Source organism: Tepidamorphus gemmatus, assembly GCF_004346195.1.
In the GTDB taxonomy this organism is placed as follows: domain Bacteria; phylum Pseudomonadota; class Alphaproteobacteria; order Rhizobiales; family Tepidamorphaceae; genus Tepidamorphus; species Tepidamorphus gemmatus.
Map to the genome: position 1 here is coordinate 416,533 of NZ_SMAK01000002.1, position 16,562 is coordinate 433,094.

Sequence of the window (16,562 nt, forward strand, 5' to 3'; positions counted from 1 at the left end):
TCGGGCAGTGGCCCGGTCAAGCATAAGGTGGCCGGCCGGAGGGCGGGTCATACGAGGAGGCCACTCTAACCGCACTCCGACCGGCCTAACCCCACGGACCCAGGAGATGCGGCGGACCTGAGCATTCCGTAGGGTATCGGTCGCTGTCCTTCGGCCTCCGCCTATTGGCTCGCCCCGCCAACGGACAGTCTGTGTTCGGGACGGAGCCTAGCCCGAAACCGCAAAGAATCAATCGAAATTTATGAAACTGCTGACCTATCATCGGTCAAGGTAAACAGCGGCCGTCGTCGCTGACGTCGCCACGCTACACAGCCCGGGTCGGACGTCACGCGGCATCGGCCACGACACGGTTGCGGCCGTTGCGCTTTGCTGCGTAGAGCGCCATGTCCGCCCGCTTCAGAATGGCATCCGGCGCTTCGCCCGGCTGCTCGAGTACTCCGACACCGACGCTGACCGTGATATCGAGCACGAGTGCGCCGTCCAGAACGACGAACGGCTCCTCGCAGACCGCGCGGCGCACCCTTTCGGCGACCCGCACCGCCAGCGCCATGTCGGTCTCCGGCATCACCACGACGAATTCCTCGCCGCCGAGTCGGCACACCAGGTCGATGCCGCGCACGGTTCGGCGGACACGGCGAGCAAACTCCCGCAGAACGTCGTCGCCCGCATCATGGCCGTGCGTATCGTTCACCGCCTTGAAGTAGTCGATATCGAGGACCATGACAGACAACGCCCTGCCCCGGTCGCTGGCCTGCTCGACGAGCGAGCGCAGATGGGTTTCCATGTAGCGGCGGTTGTGAAGCCCGGTCAGCGCGTCGGTGAATGCCATCGTCACGGACAATTGGACATTGTCGCGGAGCTTGTCCGTGTACCGTTTGCGGCGCACCTGCGTGGCGATGCGCGCCTTCAGCTCGTTACGGTCTATCGGCCGGATCACGTAGTCGCTGACACCGATCTCGAGCCCACGCAGGATGCGCACCGATTCCTCGGGATCGGCGATCAGCACGATCGGCAGGTTGCGCGTGCGTTCCAGCGAACGGATCTGCGAACACAGCCGCAGGGCATCGAACCCCGACAGCGAGAGACTCACCACCGCGACGTCGTAATTGTCGTCGGCCAGCCGGAACAGGGCTTCCTGGGGGTCCGGCTCGACATCAACGCGATGGTTGCGCTCGAGATATTCGCGGAGCCGCTCGGCCGCACTGGCGCGATCCTCGACGACGAGGATGCGGCCATTGTCGCCGCCCACCTTGATCGCGGCAGCGAGCGGATCATCAAGCCCCATATGGCGCCCCGTCGTCGCGCGCAGGCGCAGTTCGTCAGTCATCAGCTTGAGTCGCGCGAGACTGCGCACCCGGGTGATCAGTGCAAGGTCGTTGACCGGTTTGGTCAGGAAGTCGTCGGCGCCCGCCTCGAGACCCTTCACCCGGTCGCTCGGCTGATCGAGTGCCGTCACCATCACGACAGGCAGGTGATGGGTGGCGGGATTGGCCTTGAGGCGCCGGCACACCTCGAACCCGTCCATTCCCGGCATCATCACGTCGAGCAGCACGACATCGCACTGCCCCTTCTCGGCGATCTCGAGCGCCTGGGGGCCGTTGGACGCCGTGACGACGTCGAAATACTCCGCCGTCAGTCGGGCCTCGAGCAGCTTCACATTCGCGGCGATGTCGTCGACGACGAGGACGCGGGCGGTCATCTCTCGCTCCCCGGCGCGTCACCGACGTAGCGACGCACGGTTTCCATGAACCGCGCGACCGAAATGGGCTTCGAGATGTAGGCCTCGCAGCCGCCCTTGCGAATCCTCTCCTCGTCCCCCTTCATGGCGAAGGCGGTGACCGCGATCACGGGAATCGCGTGCAACTCCTCGTCCTCCTTGATCCAGCGCGTGACGTCGAGGCCGGAGACTTCCGGCAGCTGGATGTCCATCAGGATCAGATCCGGGCGGTGGCGCCGGGCCAGCTCGATCGCCTCGGTGCCGCTACGGGTCTGGATGGTTTCGTAGCCGTGAGCCCGCAACAGATCGTTGAAGAGCTTCATGTTGAGCTCGTTGTCCTCGACGATCAGGATTTTCTTCGGCACACTTCCAGCCCATGCTGTCGAGGTGACGCTGCGATCCCGCCCCTGCGGATCGCAGACTCAGATAGTCGAGAAACCTTACGTAAAAGCAAATCGAACTTTCCAGCCATGCTCGACGATCGCACGCGCGAGGCCGCAGAAGCCCTCGCCCTTCAGGCACTGTCTTTCCTTGCCCGTGACCCGCAGCGCATCGGCGGCTTCCTCGCCTCCTCCGGACTCGAGGCCGACCAGCTTCGTCTGGCCGCGCAGGAGCCGGGCTTCTTCGCCGCCGTGCTCGGGCACCTCATGTCCGACGAGCCGATGCTGCTGATGTTCGCTGAGGATGCCGGCGTCGAACCTCAGGCGATCCCGGCCGCCCACCGGTTGCTGAACGGACCGGTGTTCGAACCGTGACCTCGGGCGGCGGTCGATTGCGTGTCGGGGTCGATCTCGGCGGCACCAAGATCGCCGCAATCGCCCTCGATGCGGACGGGGCGGTGGTCGGCGAAGCGCGCCGCCCGGCGCCGCGTGACGATTATCGCGCCACCGTGGAGGCTCTCGCCGACATCGTGGCCGAGGTCGAGCGTCAGGCTGGCGCCCGCGGCAGCATCGGCATCGGAATGCCCGGATCGATCTCGCCGGTGACCGGTCGCATCCAGAACTCCAACTCGGTCTGGCTGAACGGTACGCCATTCGCGGAGGACGTGCAGGCGGCGCTGGCGAGGCCGGCCAGGTTCGCCAACGATGCGGACTGCTTCGCCCTGTCGGAGGCAACCGATGGCGCCGGTGCCGGTGCCTCGAGCGTGTTCGGAGCGATTCTCGGCACCGGTTGCGGCGGCGGCATTGTCGTCGGCGGGAGGCTGCTGGCGGGCCCGAACCGGTCGGCCGGCGAATGGGGCCATTCGCCCCTGCCCTGGCCGGTTTCCGAGGAATACCCCGGTCCGATCTGCTGGTGCGGGCGGCGCGGCTGCCTGGAGACCTGGGTCTCCGGCACCGGCATGCAGATGGATCACGCGGCGCGCACCGGTGAGGCCCTCGCGGCAGATCAGATCGTCGCCCGCGCTCCGACCGATCCCTCCGCGCGGGAGACGCTGGAGCGACATCTCTCGCGGCTGGCGCGAGCCCTGGCCGTCATTGTCAATACGATCGACCCTGACGTCATCGTGCTCGGTGGTGGGCTCTCGCAGATGCCGCACCTATACGATCGCCTTCCCGACACAATGCGCCCGCACATCTTCGCCGCCGCGCCCCTCGTGACCGTGCGTCCGCCACGCCATGGCGATGCAAGCGGCGTGCGCGGAGCGGCCCGGCTCTGGCGCCTGGATGAGACCGGCTGAGCCGGCGCGCGGCCGACGCCGATCGTGTATGATCGGATGCCGGCCGCGGCCGCAAGGGGCCGGTGCGCCCGTCGTCCTGCCGATTCGGCCTGTCCATGACCGACTCCTCAGGGTTCTGTCGTGATTGCCTCCAGCCGCTGCCCGCGTCGGCCATGCGTTGTCCGGGCTGCCTGGGTCCCCGGATCGTCCGTCACGCCGAGCTCGACAGCCTGACGATCGCGCATGTCGATTGTGACGCCTTCTACGCGGCGATCGAGAAACGCGACGACCCTTCTCTGAAGGATCGTCCGGTGATCGTCGGCGGCGGCCGTCGCGGGGTCGTATCGACTGCCTGCTACATCGCCCGAATCACGGGAGTCCGTTCGGCGATGCCGATGTTCAAGGCGCTGAAACTGTGTCCGGACGCCGTTGTGATCCGTCCCGACATGCAGAAATATGTCGCCGTCGGCCGTCAGGTAAGGGCGATGATGCTCGAACTGACCCCACTGGTCGAACCGGTGTCGATCGACGAGGCGTTCCTTGATCTGAGCGGAACGCAGCGGATCCATCGGGCCTCACCCGCACTCACCCTGGCCCGCTTTGCGCAGATGGTCGAGCGCGAGATCGGCATCTCCGTATCCGTGGGTCTGAGCTACAACAAGTTTCTCGCCAAGGTGGCGTCCGATCTCGACAAGCCGCGTGGCTTCTCGGTGATCGGTCGCGCCGAGACGCTGCAATTTCTGGCCGACAGGCCAGTCGGCCTGATCTTCGGCATCGGCACGTCCATGCAGCGGCGCCTGGCGCGCGATGGTATCCGTACCATTGGCGATCTTCAGCGCCGCGCGCCGGCCGACCTCGTTCGGGCCTATGGGAACCAGGGCATCCGGCTGGCGCGACTAGCCCGCGGGGAGGACGACCGCAGCGTCTCGCCCGAGCGCAAGACCAAGAGCGTCAGCTCGGAGACGACGTTCGAGCACGACCTGTCCGAACTCGAGGAGCTGACCCGGATCCTCTGGCGGCTTACCGAGAGCGTTTCCCGCCGCCTCAAGAAGGCCGGCCTGACGGGACGCACCGTGACCGTCAAGCTGAAGACCGCGGATTTCCGGACCATCACGCGCTCGCACACGCTCGACCGCCCGACCCAACTCGCGGATCGCATCTTCGACGCGGGGCGGCGGCTGCTCGCACGGGTTGCCGATGGCACCCGGTTCCGGCTGCTCGGCATCGGCGTCTCCGACTTCGCCGAACCGGACGACGCGGGTTTCGCGGACCTGATCGACCCTCGGCCGGCCCGCCGGGAAGCCGCCGAGCGCGCTGTCGACCGCATCCGCGAGAAGTTCGGCGATGCCGCGGTCGAGCGCGGCCTTGTCTTCAGCGGGACGGCACGGCGCAAGCGACCACCGCGTTAGCTTCGAAAGGCGATCCCGTTCAGGCAGTTGGGCGTACGAGTTGATCGCGCGGCTGAAGCCACGACGCCTCACTTTCCGCAGGCCGGCTGATCCAGGAATTCGATAGACGACAGTTCGCCGACGAGGGTGAAATCGCCATAGTCCAAGGTTATCTCGCGGCTGACGCCGTTCTCGAAGAGATCGTAGGTGAATTCGTAGGACGGAGTCGTCGCCTCGGCGTCCTCGGTGTCGAAATATCCGATCGTGACGATCCAGCTCGCCAGCCTGCCAAGCACATCGTCGCCGGGTCTGCCGGTGTTTCCCGCCGGCTCCCGGCGCGGCCCGATGACCGTAGATGTGGCATAGACCTTCCGGCCGGTCTCCGACCCGTCAAAGATGTCGGCGGTGACGATCTTCTCCCCGGCGATCGCCGCCGCGAGAATTCGCTGGACGTGCTGGGTGGGAAACAGCACCGACTTCCCGATGGAGAAACGGCCCTGCTCCGGCTCGCGGAGGTTGATCGACACCTCATCGTCGAACCGGCTGGCGATGCCGTTGGTCTCCTCCGACAGCGTTTCGTTGATGAAATTCTGCGTGACGAATCGATAGGCGGATCCGTCTGCCGCCTCCCACGTTGCCGAGCGAAGATCGTTGATGGTCGAACCACGCCCGCCCGTGATCCGGGTGACGAAGCGCGTGTTGACCGTCCAGCCGTCGCAGTTCGTGCCGCTCGTCTCGAATACCAGCCGGCCGGTGACGTCGTTCATCGCCTCGCCGCCTTTCGACGGATCGAGCTCGAGATCGTAGACGGCGCGATGCGGCGTCATGGTCGGCGTGGCCGCGACGGCCCGGGCCGGAATCAGCGCGAGCGCGGCGAGCAAAGCTGCGGCGATGACTGCAGGACGTGTTCTCAAGATCTTGGGTCCCCCTGGCATGGATGCCGGACTGACTGAGTAGCACGAACTAGGCCGGCACGAGGGCTGAAATGCGGCGCCTTGCCAGTGCGTCCGGAATCCCTCATCACAACGGCAGCATCCGCCGGCAGAGGAGATCCCATGTCCACCACCGTAGAATCACGGCTCGCCGAGCTCGGCATCGTCCTGCCACGTCCGGCCGCTCCGGCAGCGAACTACATTCCGTTCGTTGCGATCGGCAATCTGCTGTTCGTTTCCGGACAGCTGCCAATGGGCGAGAACGGCCTCGAGCACGTGGGCAAGCTCGGCGCTGACTACACGGTCGAGCAGGGTCGCGAGGCGGCCAGGTTGTGCGCGATCAACCTGCTGGCCCAGGCCAAGGCAGCGACCGGCGACCTGTCGCGGGTACGCTGCGTGAAGCTGACCGGCTTCGTCAACGCCACCCCGGATTTCGTTGATCACCCGAAGGTCGTCAATGGCGCCTCCGACCTCATGGTGGCCGCTCTCGGCGACAAGGGTCGGCATTCGCGCTCGGCGGTGGGATCGTCCGCCCTTCCCTTCGGCGCAGCCGTCGAGGTCGAGGGCATCTTCGAGATCGGCTGAGATCATGGCCGGGCTGTCCTGGCTCACCGACCGTCCGGTCGCCCACCGCGGTCTGCATGATGCCCGGGCGGGCATCATCGAGAACACGCTGTCCGCCGCCCAGGCGGCCATCGCGGCCGGCTATGCCATCGAGATCGACCTGCAGGCCGCGGCCGACGGCACGCCCGTCGTTTTTCACGACGACACGCTCGATCGGCTGACAACGGCAACGGGGCCGGTTGCGGCGCTTGGCGCGGCGGAGCTCGCCGCGATTCCGTTGAAGGCAACCTCGGACCGCATCCCGACCTTCCGCCAGCTGCTCGACCTCGTTGCCGGCCAGACGCCGCTCGTCGTCGAGGTGAAGTCCGACTGGTCGGGGGTGCCGGCCCTGTGCGAACGGATTGTCGCCGACCTCGAAACCTACCACGGACCGGTGGCGATCATGTCGTTCGATCCGAAGGTTGTCGACGTCCTCCGGCGGATCGCGCCGGCGCTGCCGCGCGGCATCGTCTCGGAATCCTATCGCGACTGGCAGGAAGGTGGCACCACGCCGTGGAGCCGGTTCGTGATGCGCCACCTCCTCCACGTCTGGCGAACCAAGCCCCATTTCATCGCCTATTGTGTCGACGACCTGCCCGCAGTCAGTGCACTCCTCCTGCGCTGGCTGTTCGGCCTGAAACTGCTGACCTGGACAGTACGGACCCCAGAGCAGCGCGCGCGCGCCGAACGCTGGGCCGACCAGATCATTTTCGAGGGCTTCCGCCCGTGATCGCCGGGCCAGCCCCTCGAACGGAGGCACCGGCGCGCTAGAATCGGGTCGATGGCAAGGGCTGACGAGACAGACGAGCGCGAGATCACCGTCCGCGTGACCGACCGCCTGTCGGCGGTCAGTCCCGCGGCGTGGGATGCCTGCGCGAACCCGGCGAGCCGGAAGGCTTCTCCAAGCGACCCACGCATCGGCGCGGATGAATCGAATTCTGCGCATGAAACGCACAACCCCTTCGTTTCACACGCGTTTCTCTGCGCGCTCGAGGAGTCCGGCTGCGTCTCGGCGCACACCGGCTGGCTGCCACAGCATCTGATCGTCGAGGCGGCAAACGGGCAGATCAGGGCGGCGATGCCCTGCTACCTGAAGGCGCATTCGCAGGGCGAATACGTCTTCGATCACGGCTGGGCGGACGCCTACGATCGGGCCGGCGGCCGCTATTATCCGAAGCTTCAGGTCTCCGTTCCCTTCACGCCGGTGACCGGCCCGCGACTCATGGTAGCACCCGGCCCCGACGCGGAGGTTGGTCGGGCAACACTGCTGTCGGCGGCCATCGAGCTCTGCCGTCGCCACCATGCCTCGTCGGTGCACTGGACCTTCCTGCCGAAATCCGACGCCGACTGGCTCGGCGAGGCCGGCATGCTGCTGCGTACCGACCGGCAGTTTCACTGGTCGAACCGAGGCTATCGCAGCTTCGAGGACTTTCTGTCCGACCTGTCGTCGCGCAAGCGCAAGGCGATCCGCCGCGAGCGCCGCGAGGCGACGGCCGCCGGGATCGACATCGTGCGCCTGACCGGCGCGGACATAACCGAAGCCCACTGGGACGCGTTCTTCGCGTTCTACATGGACACTGGTTCGCGCAAATGGGGCAGGCCCTATCTCAATCGGCGCTTCTTCAGCCTGATCGGCGAGCGGATGGCCGACCGGATCGTGCTGATCATGGCACGCCGGTCCGGCCGCTGGATCGCCGGTGCGCTCAACCTGCGCGGCGACAGTGCGCTCTACGGGCGCAACTGGGGCTGCATCGAGGATCATCCGTTCCTTCACTTCGAGGTCTGCTACTATCAGGCGATTGAGTACGCGATCGCCAACGGGCTGGCCCGCGTCGAAGCCGGAGCACAGGGCGAGCACAAGCTTGCGCGCGGCTATCTTCCTGTGACCACGCGCTCCGCCCACTTCATCGCCGATCCCGGCCTCCGCAGGGCGGTCGCCGACTACCTCCTGCGTGAGCGGGCCTATGTCGACCTGGAGAACGCGGCGCTGGCCGCCCATGCGCCCTTCCGCAGGGACGCATGCGACAGGACCGATTGACGCGGCCGCCAGCGTCGGGAAGCTTGCGCGCGGAACGACAGGCAGAGGAGACCCGAATGCCCGCCTATGACGACAACAACGTCTTCGCCAGGATCCTCCGAGGCGAGATCCCCTGCCACAAGGTCTACGAGGACGACCGCACGCTCGCCTTCCTCGACATCATGCCGCGCACCCGTGGTCACACGCTGGTCATCCCCAAGGTCAAGGCGACCGGGCTCGCCGACATCGAGCCCGATGATCTTTGCCATCTGATGGGCGTCGTGCAGAAGCTCGGCCCCCGGATCACCGAGGCGCTCGGCGCCGACGGTTTCATGATCCAGCAGTTCAATGGCGCCGGCGCGGGCCAGACCGTGTTCCACATCCACTTCCATGTCATCCCGCGCTGGGCCGACCAGCCGATGCGTCCTCACGGCGTGACGATGGAGGATCAGGAGGTGCTCCGCGAGGTCGCCGAGATCCTGCGCCCGGCCCTTGCCCGCTGATCGCCTGCAGGCCGTCCCGGCGGTCAGGACGCAAGCCACAGCCCTGCAAGCAACGTCGCCTCGCCGGCGACGATGCCCAGGAACAGGCTGCGTCGCAGCAGGAAATAGGCGCCGAGGCCGGCGGCGACCGCGAGCAGCCGCAGGGTGAGGCTGGCCATCACCAGATCACCGACCGGGAACAGGATCAGCCGCGAGACCAGGCCGGCGATCAGCGCGGTCGAGACCGCCCGCACCCATCTCAGACTCTCGCTGGACTCGTCGAGGCGGACCGAGAACAGCACCCCCAACAGGCGCCAGATGTCGGTCGCCAGAAATCCTGCGATGGCGATGAACAGATACGGCCCGATGCCAACCCCGACGGCGCTCATGCCCGGCGCCGCCGCCCCACGGCCCAGGCGATGGTTCCCGCGACGAGCCCGGTCCACAGCAGATCGAATCCCGGTAAAAAGAGATGGAACACCGGCCCAAGGGCGAAGCCGCCGATCACGGCGGCGAGGTCCATGCGCTCGCGGATCGCCGCGATCAGCGAGAACAGGAAGTAGAAGGGCGTCAGCAACAGCAGCGCCGCGGAGATGTCGGCCGGCACTTCCCCGGCGATCAGATGCCCGACACCCGTGGCGCAGACGGTAAGCGGCCACAGCACGCAGGCCAGCCCCAGATAGTAGGGCACCCGGTCGGCGCGATCGAGTTCGGGAATCCGGCGCATGGACTCGATCCAGACCGTGGCCGCGACGAAATGCGACATCAGCATCTGCTGCCACAGCGGCGTGCGCGCCCCGCGCAGGACGGGCAGGATCGACACCGTCATCGGCATCAACCGTACGGCGGTGATGGTGACGGCGATCGCTGCGGCGAGCAGGGTGGCGCCGGAATCGATCTGGTCGACAAGGACCACCTGCCCCGGCAGCGCGAAGACCGTGAAGGTCATGTAGACGGTCTGCCAGAAATCGAGACCGGCAGCTCTGGCGAACGCCCCGAACCCGACGAACGAGGCGAACAGCACCATGCCCGGCACGCCCGCCCCCCTGCGCGCACCGAGCATCGCGGCCCGCCGGCGGCCAACGCTCACCAGCTGTGATCCATGATCCCGCCCCGCCCGAAACTCAGTGGCTGGGCAAGGGAATCTTCGGCACCACCGGTCCGCCGCTGCGCGAACCCTTGCCGCCCTTGGGACCGGACTTCTTCGGCTTGGGCGTCTTCCGGCTCTGCCTGGCTGGCGGCGCCTTGGGCGCAGCCTCGACATACTCGAAGGCGAGACGGGATGGACCGTCCGGCGGCGTCTCGACAAGCACCTTGACGTTGCCACCGTTCTTCAGTCTGCCGAACAGTACCTCGTCGGCCAGCGGCTTCTTGATATGCTCCTGGATGACGCGGGCAAGCGGACGGGCCCCCATCTGAACGTCGTAGCCGCGCTCGGCGATCCACTTGTTCGCCGCGTCGGTCAGTTCGATCGTCACGCCGCGATCGGCGAGCTGCGCTTCGAGCTGCAGCACGAACTTCTCGACAACCATCGCCACGACCTCGGGAGGCAGGTTGTCGAAGGCGATCACCGCGTCGAGACGATTGCGGAACTCCGGCGCGAACATCCGGTTGATCGCTTCCTCGTCGTCGCCCTCCCGCTTCATCCGGCCGAAGCCGATCGGCGGCTTGGCGAGATCGGCGGCGCCGGCATTCGTGGTCATGATCAGGATGACGTTTCGGAAATCGACCTGCTTGCCGTTGTGGTCGGTCAGCTTGCCATGGTCCATGACCTGCAGGAGGATGTTGAACAGGTCCGGATGCGCCTTCTCGATCTCGTCGAGCAGCAGGACGCAATGCGGATGCTGGTCCACGCCGTCGGTGAGCAGACCGCCCTGGTCGAAGCCGACATAGCCGGGCGGGGCACCGATCAGTCGCGAAACCGTGTGGCGCTCCATGTATTCCGACATGTCGAAGCGCAGCAGCTCGACACCGAGCAGCCGGGCGAGCTGCTTGGCGACTTCGGTCTTGCCGACGCCGGTCGGGCCGGAGAACAGGTAGCAGCCGATCGGCTTCTCGGGATCTCGCAGACCTGCGCGGGCGAGCTTGATCGAGGCGCCCAGCGCCTCGATGGCCCGATCCTGTCCGAAGACGACACGCTTCAGGTTCTCGTCGATGTGCTGCAGAACCTCGGAGTCGGCCTTGGAGACCGTCTTCGGCGGAATCCGGGCCATGGTCGCGACGGTCGCCTCGACCTCCTTTACGCCGATCACCCGGCGCCGCCTCGAGGCCGGCAGCAGCATCTGCGAAGCGCCCGACTCGTCGATCACGTCGATCGCCTTGTCCGGCAGCTTGCGGTCGTGGATGTAGCGCGACGACAGCTCGACGGCCGACCTGATCGCCTCGTTGGTGTATTTCACACCATGGAAATCCTCGAAATAGGGCTTCAGACCCTGAAGGATCTTGATCGCATCGGGAACGCTCGGCTCGGCAACGTCGATCTTCTGGAAGCGGCGCACCAGCGCGCGGTCCTTCTCGAAGTGCTGCCGATATTCCTTGTACGTCGTAGAGCCGATGCAGCGCAGCTGCCCGCTTTGCAGCGCCGGCTTGAGCAGATTCGAGGCATCCATCGCACCGCCCGAGGTTGCCCCCGCGCCGATGACGGTATGGATCTCGTCGATGAACATGATGGCGCCGGGATACTTCTCGATCTCCTTCACCACCGCCTTGAGCCGCTCCTCGAAATCGCCGCGATAGCGCGTACCGGCGAGAAGCGTTCCCATGTCGAGCTGGAAGATCGTCGCCTTCTTGAGAACGTCGGGTACCTCGCCATGAACGATCTTGCGGGCCAGCCCCTCGGCGATGGCAGTCTTGCCCACACCAGGATCGCCGACGAACAGCGGGTTGTTCTTCTGACGCCGGCACAGCACCTGGATGGTGCGCTGCAGCTCGGCGTCGCGACCGATCAGCGGATCGATGCGGCCTTCCTGGGCCTTCCGGTTCAAGTTTATGCAGTATGCCTCGAGCGCGTCCGACTTCTTCTTCTCGCCGTCTTCGCTCTCGGCCGCCTCTTCCTCCGACCCGCGCACCGTACGTGTCTCCGAATAGCCCGGGCGCTTGGCGATGCCGTGGCTGATGTAGTTCACGGCGTCATAGCGCGTCATGTCCTGCTCCTGCAGGAAATATGCCGCGTGGCTCTCGCGTTCCGCGAAGATCGCGACGAGTACGTTGGCGCCCGTCACCTCCTCGCGGCCCGAGGACTGGACGTGGATCACGGCGCGCTGGATGACCCGCTGGAAGCCCGCGGTGGGCTTGGAGTCCTCGCCGGTATCGCTGATCAGATTGTCCAGCTCGTTGTCGATGTAGTCGACGAGGTTCTTGCGCAGGACCTCCAGATCGACGTTGCAGGCGCGCATGACCGCCGCTGCGTCCTGGTCGTCGACCAGCGCGAGCAGCAGATGCTCGAGCGTCGCATATTCGTGGTGACGCTCATTTGCGGCGGCAAGGGCCCGGTGCAGGGCCTGCTCAAGGCTTCTCGAGAACGACGGCACAGGCGGGTCCTACTTCTTCTCCATGACGCACTGCAAAGGATGCTGGTGCTTGCGCGCGAAGTCCATCACCTGGGTGACTTTCGTCTCGGCCACCTCGTAGGTGTAGATGCCGCACTCTCCGACTCCATTCTGGTGGACGTGCAGCATGATGCGGGTCGCCTCGTCCCGGCCCTTGTTGAAGAAGCGCTCGAGGACATGCACCACGAACTCCATCGGGGTGTAGTCGTCGTTGAGCAGAAGAACCCGGTACAGGTTCGGGCGCTTCGTCTTCGGGCGCGTCTTGGTTACGATGCCCGTGCCAACGCCATTGTCGCCCTCGCCCTGCCGGCGAGCCATCCGGGTGACTGCCGGCAATGATCCCACCGAGACAAGCGGCCCGTTCATAGACCCAGCGACCTCCGGCCCTCGACCCCATCCGTTGCTGATTTCGCCGCAGTCGGGCGTCCGGCCCGACGAATCTCATATTAGGAGCCGTTTCGGCTGCTTTCCAGAGTGACGATAACTTAGGTCTCCGCTTTCGCCGTTTCCAGAACGCCGCGACACAAAAACGGCCCGGCAGTGCCGGGCCGCGATGGAAGAGCGGATAGGCGGGGAGGACAGCGACGCGGCGGACCTACTTGCCGGCCTTCGCGATCATGCCCTCGAACGGCTTGTAGGCGTCCCTGGCAAGGTCGACATACAACTCGCCGACCTTGGTCGCCTGGGCGATGAAGCCCTCATAGGCCGATTTGATGTAGTCGCTCTGGATCTCCATCGCCTTGTCCAGCGACTTGGCAGCCATGAGCTTTTCGAAGGCTGCGGCGCCGTCTTCGAACGACTTCTTCGAATAGTCGGCGATCTCGACGGCGAGCGACTGCATGCCCTTGCTGAAGGAGCCGAAGCTCTTCATCGCCTGATCCATGTTGTCCTTGCCGATCTTCTGGAAATCCTCGAATCCGTTGATCATTGGTGGCGCTCCTTTAGGTTCGGATGGGTTCGAGCGCGAGCTCCCGGCGCCTCGCTGCATCGTATGGACCATATATGTGCAATGCAGCAAAAGTGTCAAGGAGTTTTTGCAGTGCACAATGGCAAGTTGCTCGGCGGGACCCGCCCGTCAGGCTTTACGGTTTCCTAACCCCGATCGACTAATTTCCCTCAAATCCGATGCGCGATGATGACGATCGGGGCGCTGCCCTGAAGATGCTGTCATTGCCGCGAAAGACATGAGGCGTTCGCGTTCGCTGGAGAGACGGGGGATCAACCTCTACCCATTGCGGCAGTCGGCCGGCAGGGTCCGTTCCCTGTCTGCGGCATGCTCCGCAGCGTGCGCGACAGTGTGATGGGATTGGAGATCGATCAATGATCGGCGTTCTCCGGCAAGCTGGATGGACTGCGCAGCTGCGTCGCGCTGCGGGCTTTCTGGCAATCTGGATCGCGATCCTGGCCACGCTCGCGCCAGCGGCCGATGCGAATGAACGGTACGCGGCCTTCGTCATAGACGCGCTGAACGGCAAGGTGCTGTTCGCCCGCAATGCCGATGCGGCCCGGTATCCGGCGTCGCTGACCAAGGTGATGACCCTGTACATCCTGTTCGAGGAACTGCAGGCCGGCCGGCTGCGGCCCGACTCGCGTCTCACCGCATCGCAGAATGCCGCCAATCAGGCACCCTCGAAGATCGGTATCAAGGCCGGCGAGACGATCACTGTCGATCAGGCGATCCGCTTCCTCGTCACCAAGTCCGCCAACGACGTTGCGGTCGTGGTGGCCGAGAACGTGTCGGGCAGTGTCCCGGCCTTCGCTGCCCGGATGACCCGCACGGCCCGCGCGATCGGCATGAACAGCACGACCTTCGCCAATCCGCACGGCCTGCCCAACGACGCGCAGCGCACGACCGCCCGCGACATGGCGACCCTGGCCATCCAGATCATGCGGAGGTTTCCACAGTACTACGGCTATTTCCAGACTCGCTCCGCGACCTGGAAAGGCACCACTTTCGGCAACCACAACAAGCTGCTCGGCACCGTTGCCGGAGTCGACGGCCTGAAGACCGGATACATCCGCGCCTCCGGGTTCAATCTCGTGTCCTCGATGCGGCGCGACGGCCGCCATATCGTCGCCGTGGTGATGGGTGGACGCACCGGCGCCTCACGCGACGCGCATATGCGCGAACTGCTCGAAACCTACATCAAGTCGGCTTCACGCGGTGGCGCACTGATCGCATCGGTCCCGCCCCCGCCGGTCGCGACGGCATCGGCCCCGGCGGCGCTTGCCGCAGCGCCGCTGCCGACGCCGCGGCCCGAGCTTGCGTCGCTGCCGGTCGGCACCGCCAGCCTGCCCGTCCCCCGGATGCTGGTTCCCTCGACCACCGTGCCCGGCACGCTGGTCACTGCCGGGGCTACTGCATCGTCGAAGTCGCTCGATACGCTCGCTGCCTCGGCGACGGCGGCGCCGCCACCCCCCTATGAGACCGGATCCACGGACTCAGAACCTCCGGTCGTACGCCCGGGCGACTGGGTGATCCAGGTCGGCGCCTTCAACAGCGAGGCCCTTGCCCGCGAGGCGCTGCAGCGCGCTCAGGCCGCCCTTCCCGACAGGCTCGGCGCAGCCACCGCCTTCACCGAGACGACCGAGAAGAATGGAACGACGTTGTGGCGGGCGCGCTTTGCCGGCTTCGACAAGCCCGAGGCCGAGGGAGCCTGCGCGGAGCTGAAGCGCAACTCGTTCGGCTGCTTTCCGGCCCAGAACTGAGCGGGAGGCCGCCTAGCGATGTTTGCGAAGCAGAAATTCCTTGGCTTCGTTGATCTTGGCGGCAAGGTACGTAGATCCCCCACGATCGGGATGCAGCTTGAGCATCAGTTCGCGGTGCGCACGCCGGATCACGGCCTCCTCGGCGCCCGGCGGCACGCCCAGTATCTGATAGGCCTGCTCCGCCGTCATTGGCCCGTCGTCGCGGACCGGGCCGCCCTGCCCCGCGCCCGCATCCGGCTCACCGTCTTCACGCCAGCCGGGCGCCCTGCGGTCGAGATACACCTCGAGTAGCTGTCGACTGCGGTCGTCGTCGAGCTCTGCGAGAAGATCGAGCAGCGCCTGCTCATCGAGCGAAGATAGGCTGCATCCGGCGTGCAGACCGCGCAGCACCGTCCCATCCAGTTCGCCGGAGTCGTGATCGAGCGTCATCTCCAGCCAGGGCGAGCGCACCTTCGAGGTCTGGCCCGGCGAGGGGTCCGCGTGCCCGCCGTAGCTTCCCATCATGCCGCGCCCCATGCCCAACAATGACAGCCCGAGCGCGGCCAGCGGCAGCGCGAGAGCCCATCGGCCGAGAAACGCGAGCACCAGCGCTCCGGCAAGCGCCACAATGCCTCCAGCCATCCTGATCCCGCGGGCCAGCCGTGCCGGATTGGCCGAGACGAAGCCGCGAACCAGCAGGATGACGATGAGGAGGCCGATCACCCCGAGAATGACGGCGCCCATCCGCGACTCTCAGTTGAGCTGCTGGAGCAGGAGACGCGCCTGCCCGCCCCTGCGCCCGTACTCCGCAAGGGCCTTGCGCCCCCCGGCGGCAAACACGGCAACGGCGGCAAGCAGTTCGCGCAGCTGCCGGGCCGACCCCATGTCGAACCGGCAGTAGGCCCCGCCGGTCAGCCGCGCGATCTCACGGAAGGCCCGCTCGGCAACGGCATCGCGACCTTCATGGAACATGAACGCGCGCGTTCCCGACAGCGCGATCTCGCCGGCAAGCTGGCACAGCTCGTCGATCGATTCTTCCATGCAGTCGCCGATATAGACGAGCGCCTGTACGGGCTTCCGGCGTGTCTCGTCGCGCGTGTGGCGCAATACCTTGCGGATCTGAGTATGGCCGCCCCGGCAGTCGATCCGTGCCATCAGCCCGGCAAGGCTCGCCGGATCGGCGACCCATCGGCTGGCCCGGCACTCGCCGAAACCCCGGAAATAGACGAGCTGGACATCCAGTCCGCCGATGGCCGCAGTTTCCCGGAACATCTCGGCTTGCAGCTGACAGGCGGTATCCCAGGTCGGCTGGCGGCTCATGGTCGCGTCCAGCGCGAAGATCAGACGCCCGCGCGCACCCGCCGGCCGGTTGCCGGCCAGGGTCCGCGCCTCGCGCAGGAAGGTATCGATCTCGGAGTCCGAGCTGACCTGCTCCGGCGCGGGAGCGACCGGTCGCGAAACGGGTGTTTTCCTGTCCTCGGCCACTGTCCTCGGTGCCTCGATTCCGGATCGTGCTCGGGTCCCCGGATT

At 66.1% G+C, this 16,562-nt stretch carries 18 protein-coding genes; 8 read left to right on the plus strand and 10 right to left on the minus strand.

The annotated features are described in order from the left end of the window. Positions 1-325: 325 nt before the first annotated feature. Positions 326-1,699 carry a PleD family two-component system response regulator gene (locus EDC22_RS04890; protein WP_132805482.1) on the minus strand — a complete coding sequence of 458 codons (1,374 nt, stop codon included), beginning with the start codon at positions 1,697-1,699 and terminating at the stop codon, positions 326-328. Then, complete coding sequence (locus EDC22_RS04895) at positions 1,696-2,082, minus strand: response regulator (RefSeq protein WP_132805483.1); 387 nt, start codon at positions 2,080-2,082, stop codon at positions 1,696-1,698. The genes EDC22_RS04890 and EDC22_RS04895 overlap by 4 nt, the downstream gene beginning before the upstream one ends. Before the next feature lie 105 nt (positions 2,083-2,187). Here EDC22_RS04895 and EDC22_RS04900 point away from each other — a divergent pair, with 105 nt between their 5' ends. The 3 genes from EDC22_RS04900 (at position 2,188) to EDC22_RS04910 (ending at position 4,783) form a co-directional block, all read left to right on the plus strand. Then, on the plus strand, positions 2,188-2,472 hold the full coding sequence (locus EDC22_RS04900; RefSeq protein WP_132805484.1) for a DUF3572 domain-containing protein: 285 nt from the start codon (positions 2,188-2,190) through the stop codon (positions 2,470-2,472). Positions 2,473-2,489: 17 nt separating this feature from the next. Next, positions 2,490-3,395 carry an ROK family protein gene (locus EDC22_RS04905; RefSeq protein WP_207903691.1) on the plus strand — a complete coding sequence of 302 codons (906 nt, stop codon included), beginning with the start codon at positions 2,490-2,492 and terminating at the stop codon, positions 3,393-3,395. Between the two features lie 95 nt (positions 3,396-3,490). Continuing rightward, positions 3,491-4,783, plus strand: a complete 1,293-nt coding sequence (locus EDC22_RS04910; protein WP_132805486.1) for a DNA polymerase IV — start codon at positions 3,491-3,493, stop codon at positions 4,781-4,783. A gap of 68 nt (positions 4,784-4,851) precedes the next feature. Here the strand turns inward: EDC22_RS04910 and EDC22_RS04915 are convergent, their stop codons facing one another. Further along, on the minus strand, positions 4,852-5,676 hold the full coding sequence (locus EDC22_RS04915; protein ID WP_165926797.1) for a cell envelope integrity EipB family protein: 825 nt from the start codon (positions 5,674-5,676) through the stop codon (positions 4,852-4,854). A 141-nt stretch (positions 5,677-5,817) separates the two neighbouring features. Between EDC22_RS04915 and EDC22_RS04920 the strand changes: the two genes are divergently transcribed. The 4 genes from EDC22_RS04920 to EDC22_RS04935 are packed head-to-tail and all read left to right on the plus strand — an operon-like array spanning position 5,818 to position 8,817. Further along, entirely contained in the window at positions 5,818-6,279 is a 462-nt protein-coding gene (locus EDC22_RS04920; protein WP_132805488.1) for a RidA family protein, read from the plus strand. Positions 6,280-6,283: 4 nt separating this feature from the next. After that, entirely contained in the window at positions 6,284-7,027 is a 744-nt protein-coding gene (locus EDC22_RS04925) for a glycerophosphodiester phosphodiesterase family protein (RefSeq protein ID WP_132805489.1), read from the plus strand. Positions 7,028-7,078: 51 nt separating this feature from the next. After that, positions 7,079-8,335: a GNAT family N-acetyltransferase gene (locus EDC22_RS04930; RefSeq protein ID WP_132805490.1), complete on the plus strand. Its 1,257-nt coding sequence runs from the start codon at positions 7,079-7,081 to the stop codon at positions 8,333-8,335. Positions 8,336-8,391: 56 nt separating this feature from the next. After that, positions 8,392-8,817 (plus strand): HIT family protein, encoded by a 426-nt coding sequence (locus tag EDC22_RS04935; protein ID WP_132805491.1) that lies wholly within the window; start codon positions 8,392-8,394, stop codon positions 8,815-8,817. Positions 8,818-8,840: 23 nt separating this feature from the next. On the opposite strand, the gene EDC22_RS04940 is transcribed toward EDC22_RS04935, so the two are convergent. From EDC22_RS04940 to EDC22_RS04960, 5 genes are all read right to left on the minus strand, one after another. Next, positions 8,841-9,185, minus strand: coding sequence for an AzlD domain-containing protein (locus EDC22_RS04940; RefSeq protein ID WP_132805492.1), 345 nt, complete (start codon positions 9,183-9,185; stop codon positions 8,841-8,843). Continuing rightward, the gene (locus EDC22_RS04945; protein ID WP_132805493.1) at positions 9,182-9,886 is read right to left on the minus strand and encodes an AzlC family ABC transporter permease; all 705 of its coding nucleotides are present in this window, start codon (positions 9,884-9,886) and stop codon (positions 9,182-9,184) included. Before EDC22_RS04945 ends, EDC22_RS04940 begins: the two co-directional genes overlap by 4 nt. A 34-nt stretch (positions 9,887-9,920) precedes the next feature. Continuing rightward, complete coding sequence (gene clpA, locus EDC22_RS04950) at positions 9,921-12,326, minus strand: ATP-dependent Clp protease ATP-binding subunit ClpA (protein ID WP_132805494.1); 2,406 nt, start codon at positions 12,324-12,326, stop codon at positions 9,921-9,923. A gap of 9 nt (positions 12,327-12,335) precedes the next feature. Continuing rightward, a complete protein-coding gene (clpS, locus tag EDC22_RS04955) occupies positions 12,336-12,662 on the minus strand; it encodes an ATP-dependent Clp protease adapter ClpS (RefSeq protein ID WP_132805495.1) in 327 nt (108 codons plus the stop codon). 277 nt (positions 12,663-12,939) lie between these two features. Next, positions 12,940-13,272 (minus strand): phasin family protein, encoded by a 333-nt coding sequence (locus tag EDC22_RS04960; RefSeq protein ID WP_132805496.1) that lies wholly within the window; start codon positions 13,270-13,272, stop codon positions 12,940-12,942. 392 nt (positions 13,273-13,664) lie between these two features. On the opposite strand from EDC22_RS04960, the gene EDC22_RS04965 reads away from it, so the two are divergent. Beyond that, on the plus strand, positions 13,665-15,053 hold the full coding sequence (locus EDC22_RS04965; protein ID WP_132805497.1) for a D-alanyl-D-alanine carboxypeptidase: 1,389 nt from the start codon (positions 13,665-13,667) through the stop codon (positions 15,051-15,053). Between the two features lie 12 nt (positions 15,054-15,065). Here the strand turns inward: EDC22_RS04965 and EDC22_RS04970 are convergent, their stop codons facing one another. Together EDC22_RS04970 and EDC22_RS04975 are read right to left on the minus strand one after the other, a co-directional pair. Continuing rightward, positions 15,066-15,776 (minus strand): DnaJ domain-containing protein, encoded by a 711-nt coding sequence (locus tag EDC22_RS04970; protein WP_132805498.1) that lies wholly within the window; start codon positions 15,774-15,776, stop codon positions 15,066-15,068. A gap of 9 nt (positions 15,777-15,785) precedes the next feature. Further along, positions 15,786-16,517: a vWA domain-containing protein gene (locus tag EDC22_RS04975; protein ID WP_132805499.1), complete on the minus strand. Its 732-nt coding sequence runs from the start codon at positions 16,515-16,517 to the stop codon at positions 15,786-15,788. Positions 16,518-16,562 lie beyond the last annotated feature (45 nt).